Below are 5,271 nucleotides of genomic sequence, written 5' to 3'. Positions count from 1 at the left end.
GCAGCGACGCGGCTGACGGTGAGGTGGTCCACGACCACACCGGTCAGCGCCCAGCCCACCCCGCCACGGGTGATCTTCGCCCGCGGCGCCGCGGCCTTCGACGTGTCCTGCCGCCACGTCCGACGGCAGGTAACACACCGGTACCGGCGGACCCGGACCATCAAGGTCGTGGGCCGGTGCCCGAACGGCTCGTGCGCCAACCGGCGGATCACCGTGTCTCGGGGCACGCCCTCGGCCCCGCACTCCCTGCACCACGGGTCCGGCTCCAGGACCCGGCACTGGATCACCGCACGATCAGGCTCAACCCGCTGTCCGACGGCCTCGAGGCCGAGCTCGTCGAGACGGCAGAACGTGGTCAGGTCAGGGCGAACGAAGGTAGCGTGATCCATGTCGAGGTCCTCAGGATGGGCAGTGTCAGAACTTCCATCCTCGGAGGGCCTCGACCCCTATCCAGCGACCGACGCGCCCAACCCGACTACACTCTCAGCTGCGAAGAGCCGGATTCAGCTTCTGCTGCCGCGATGACACGTTTGGCGTCGTCCAACGACAATGTAGGAATAGATGGCATCAATTGCTCCTTCGAATGTGGCGTGCGCTTTGTGGCTCGAGCCGCTCCAGAGCCGCCCGTTGGTTTGCCTGTTGAGTTTGTGACCGACAGCGCTCGTATTGTGTTCGCCTTGCGGACGTGCGTTGGCGGACTACGGGAGCTTGGACGCGAGGACGTCGGCCGCCAGGATCTCGGGTGCTGCGCTGAGGAGGTGCTGGTTGGCCATCAGGGCTGCGACGATGGCGCCGTTGGCGTGGGCGTCGCGAGCGGCCTCGTCGGGGAATGCATCGAAGATCCAGAAGGTGTCGGCGTGGGTCCTGACCGCGAACCAGACAATCGTTCCTACTTCTTCGTTGGCGAGTTCGACAGCGCCGGCGAGCAGATCGGCGAGCGCGTCGTGCTGTCCATCGGCCGCGACGATCTTGGCGACGAAGGCATACGGAAGTGATGCGGGTGTTGACATGAGGGACTCTCCTTGAAGTCGTGATTCTTCGTGTGACGAGTTCAGCGTATGACGAGCGAGGGCCGGTGGGGAGTGGCGTATACGGCAGTATTGCTATTGTTTACGTCATGCGTATTGGACTGATCGCGATTGACGGCTGCTTCGGTTCGGCTATCGCGTCGATCATCGACATCGTGCGGGTGGCCGACGGAGCCCGCGGCGATGTCGACCCGCGGATCGACCCGATCGAACTCGCCATCCTCGGACCGAAACGGCGAGTGACCACGACGGCATCGATGACCCTGTCGGTGGACCACCCGCTGTCGGAGTCCGCAGAGTTCGACGTGGTCGTCGTCCCTGCGCTTGGAACCCTTACGGCCGCCGCTACCAACGACGCCCTCCAGAGCCGAGATGCTCGTTCGGTCATCGCCTCGCTCGGGCGCCTCGACGAGGCGACCACCCGGATCGCCGCGGCGTGCACCGGCGTGTTCGCTGTCGCCGAGACCGGACGGATGCAGCATCGGCGGGCGACGACCAGCTGGTTCCTGGGGCCGGAGTTCCTGAAGCGCTATCCGACCGTCGCCCTCGATCTCGACACCATGGTCGTGGTCGACGGGAACCTCGTCACCGCCGGCGCCGCGTTCGCCCACATCGACCTCGCGCTCTCACTCGTGCGATCGATCAGCCCCGACCTGGCCCAACACGTCGCCAAGCTCCTCATCATCGACGAGCGCCCGTCGCAGGCGGCCTTCGTCGCCTACGAACATCTCCGGCACGAGGACCCGATCGTCGTCGAGTTCGAACGCTTCGTGCGCGCCCGCCTGGACGAACCGTTCAACGTCGCCTTCGTCGCGCAGTCGCTCGGCACCAGCCGGCGCACCCTCGAACGACGAGTCCGTGCGGCGCTCAACCTCACTCCGCTCGGCTTCGTCCAACGGCTTCGCATCGAGCGAGCTCGGCACCTCTCAGCAACCACGGACCTCACCTCCGCCGAGATCGCGCTACGGGTCGGCTACGCGAACGCCGAGACTCTGCGCTCCCTCCTGCGTAGGGAGCGACGCCGTTCCTGACCTATCGCCATGCCTGTAGCCGGTGTGCTAGTACTCGACTGGAACCAGCTCTCAGCACGTCGCGTCGACGCTCCTGCGTCGCCCCTGGACGACCCACTCGACACGCCCGCACCACAGGCCATGTGACGTGTCCCGGCTTCCCGGACGGTCGGGGTTGGGTGGCTGTGATGTCGCTGCGTTCTCGTCGAGAGGATCAGCAGACCCGATCAGAGTCGATTGGGATAAGACGCGAAGGCGGTCAGGTCAGGGCGGCCGAAGCCGGCCGGCGGGGTAGCGTCGGACACGTCGAGGTCTTTCGGATGGATGGCGTAGGAACCTCCGTCGTCGGGAGATCTCGACGTCTATCTGCGGGCCGACGCGCCCGGCCGACCTACACCCTCATCTGGCAAGAGCCTCCATAGCTTTCGATATTCGTGAAAGTGTCCGGCGCAGGAACGTTCTTGGGGTGGTCTATTTACGGAACTTCCGCAGTCGTCTCAGTTGATTGATCTTCTCCAGCGCGGCATGCTAGTTTCGGCGTCGCTATCGTGCTTCGCTAGAGACCCCGTGGAAGTCCCTGAGCACGATATTCGCCAGGAGTCATCGATGTTGACGCCCGAAAAACGCGATAGAAATGAGCCACGCTCGAGAAACCTGTATCATGCGCAATCGAGCTAACTGGCCGATTCGGAGAACCGAGCAAAAGCCGTTTAGCCTGCTCCACTCGGAGTTCCCTGAGCACTCCAATCACTGAATCGCCAGTTCCTTGGAACTCTCGGTAGAGGCTCCTTCGAGAGATGTGGATTCCCTTGGCGATGCTGGTTGCATCCACACTTGGATCGATAAGATTCGCACGCATATATGCGATGGCTTGTTCTCGTCGAGCAGCTCCAGGGAGATCTGCACTCGCGGTGGTTGGAGTAACCAGATTGAGCGTAGAGAACGCAAGGTCAGAAGCATGGGGTTCCAGCCGTACTGCGCCTTCAGGATCACGGATCTGAGTTTGCGCCAGGTTAACGAAGAAGGAGGCGACTGCCGATACCGCCCCGTCACAAGGCAAGGTTCGCGCGAGTAGATCGTTGCCGCGCGAGATACCTGCACGGGCGAAAGCTTCGTCGGCAGGAAGTTCGACAATGACCTGTTCGTAGGGGCCAGCATTGTGCATGACAAAAGGTGCGGAACTGTCGTAGATGACCGCAGACCCCGGAGGAACCACTGCGGTCCGATCAAATTGCTCTAGGACACAAGTTCCGCTGACTTGAAAGACGGTGTAAAGATACTCATCGCGCTCGTCGCCTTGTGCGATATGGCTGCGGCTGCGCCAGACATCCTCACCTCCGGCTCTCTTGATGGATAGTGCGAAGCTGGGAAATCGTCCGAGGGTGACCTCGCCGTGGAAATCAGAGGTCAAGGGGTCGGTAGAGACGTCGACGTAAGCCTGTTGACGGATGTGCTGCCAGTGATCTGCAGCATCGTTATTCGAGTTCTGAGTAGTCGACCATCTACTCAACCGGAAACTGGGGACAGTTGGCTCACTCATGTGACGGCACCCCTTATATTCTCGCGAGAACAGTGTCAATCGGTTTGGTGGTTGGCCGGAAGCCTATTACTGACGAACTATACAGTTCGGGTGCCACCATTGGTGGCACCCGAACCCGTTCTCTGATGTCGTTAAATGAAGCTTGCAACCCTCCTGGAGGGTGGATCAGGTCAGGCTGAAATGAGCCCGTGCGGATCGATGATGAACTTGTCCGAAACACCCTTATCAAAGCTTGCGTAGGCGTCTGGAGCATCGTCGAGACTGATGATCTTCGTGTTGAGCATGTCGCTGAGGTACGGCATGCGGTCCCAGAGAATGGCCATCATCAACTCGCGGTTGTAGTGCATGATCGGTGCCTGGCCGCCCGAGATTCGTGGTGACTTGATCCATGCTTTTCCGAAGTCGAGTGGGAAAGTTCCTTCCTGCTCTGCTTTCGACTCTGCAAGCGGATCGGGTCCGTACACTCCGATGATGCCAGTAGCCCCGCCAGGTCGGGTAGCGTCCATGACTTGATTGATCGCGTGCGCGGGATTCATATCTCCGGCCTCACGACCGATTCCATGTGCTTCCGAGCCGACGTAGTCCACCGCACAATCCACCATGGGCTCGCCTAGAATAGCTTCGATCTGATCGGTCAGAGGAACATCCTCGTTGAGGTCAATGGTCTCGCAGCCGTTCTGTTTCATCAGATCGAGGCGGTCCTTGTGGTAGTCGCCGACAATGATGCATGACGCTCCGAGGAGGCGAGCTGCCGCTGCCCCGCACCGGCCGACAGGTCCTGCACCGGCAATATAGACTGTCGAGCCTGGCTTGGCGCCGGCCTCCATGAGTCCGTGGAATGCAGTGGGAAGAATGTCTGACAACAGGGCCAAGTCGCGGATCTTCTCCATGGCCTGGTCCTTGTCTGGGAAGCGGAGCAGCTGAAAGTCGGCATAGGGCACAAACAGGTATTCCGCCTGTCCACCTTGCCAATTGCCGAGGTTGAACCCGTAGGCTGCGCAGGGGCCATCTGGATTCGTAGTCTCGCAGACTTCCGTCCTGCGCCCCCGGCAATTGCGACACCGGCCGCAAGCGACATTGAACGGCACCGAGACGAGATCGCCTTCCTTGAGGAAAGTAACATCGGATCCGAGCTCAACTACCTGGCCTGTCATTTCGTGTCCCATGACCATGCCTTGGGGCACTGGGAAGGAGCCGCGGTAGATATGGAGGTCGCTTCCGCAGATGTTTGTAGCGACGATTTTCAAGATGACCCCGTGCGGTGCTTTTTCTCCGGTGGGCATCTCGAGCTTCGGGAAGTCGAGGTTTTCGACCTGCATGTCTTGCGGATTTGCGAACACTACTGCGCGATTGCCATCAGCCATGATTTTCGTGTCCTTCCATAGTTTTCCTTCCAGCTTTCTGCTGGAACTTGCATGCGAAATCGCTTATGTTTCGCCTGCCATTTCAGACTAGTAATCGGTTCGGTTGATGTCGTTCGCTACTCGTGCCACTCCAGTCAACGATCGTGCCAGGCACCGTAGTCGGACGGTCGAATAACTGGCTCATCGCAGTTGAGGGTGTAGTCGGGGTCTGAATCCGCCGGCCTCGAGTAGAGATCGGGCGATGTAGTGGGGCTCATCGCAGTTGAGGGTGTAGTCGGGGTCTGAATCCGCCGGCCTCGAGTAGAGATCGGGCGATGTAGTGGGTGAGG

5 protein-coding genes are annotated in these 5,271 nt (G+C 60.7%); 1 reads left to right on the top strand and 4 read right to left on the bottom strand.

Annotated elements, in window-relative coordinates; all coding sequences use genetic code 11:
- Together EZE58_RS05440 and EZE58_RS05435 are read right to left on the bottom strand one after the other, a co-directional pair.
- Window positions 1-389 (bottom strand): transposase family protein (locus EZE58_RS05440; protein WP_167559748.1); only part of this gene is annotated, 389 nt, incomplete at its 3' end.
- 309 nt (window positions 390-698) lie between these two features.
- Window positions 699-1,010, bottom strand: coding sequence for a hypothetical protein (locus EZE58_RS05435; protein WP_063250651.1), 312 nt, complete (start codon window positions 1,008-1,010; stop codon window positions 699-701).
- Between the two features lie 107 nt (window positions 1,011-1,117).
- Between EZE58_RS05435 and EZE58_RS05430 the strand changes: the two genes are divergently transcribed.
- The gene (locus EZE58_RS05430) at window positions 1,118-2,059 is read left to right on the top strand and encodes a helix-turn-helix domain-containing protein (RefSeq protein ID WP_063250652.1); all 942 of its coding nucleotides are present in this window, start codon (window positions 1,118-1,120) and stop codon (window positions 2,057-2,059) included.
- A 535-nt stretch (window positions 2,060-2,594) separates the two neighbouring features.
- Here EZE58_RS05430 and EZE58_RS05425 read toward each other — a convergent pair.
- Window positions 2,595-3,578, bottom strand: a complete 984-nt coding sequence (locus tag EZE58_RS05425; RefSeq protein ID WP_082835007.1) for a helix-turn-helix domain-containing protein — start codon at window positions 3,576-3,578, stop codon at window positions 2,595-2,597.
- A 170-nt stretch (window positions 3,579-3,748) separates the two neighbouring features.
- Window positions 3,749-4,942, bottom strand: a complete 1,194-nt coding sequence (locus EZE58_RS05420; protein WP_063250653.1) for an alcohol dehydrogenase catalytic domain-containing protein — start codon at window positions 4,940-4,942, stop codon at window positions 3,749-3,751.
- Window positions 4,943-5,271: the final 329 nt, after the last annotated feature.

This window comes from Brevibacterium sp. LS14, from assembly GCF_012027885.1.
GTDB lineage: Bacteria > Actinomycetota > Actinomycetes > Actinomycetales > Brevibacteriaceae > Brevibacterium > Brevibacterium casei.
The sequence above is the reverse complement of the archived record's forward strand: the minus strand, read 5'-3'. Positions and strand labels throughout refer to the sequence as shown.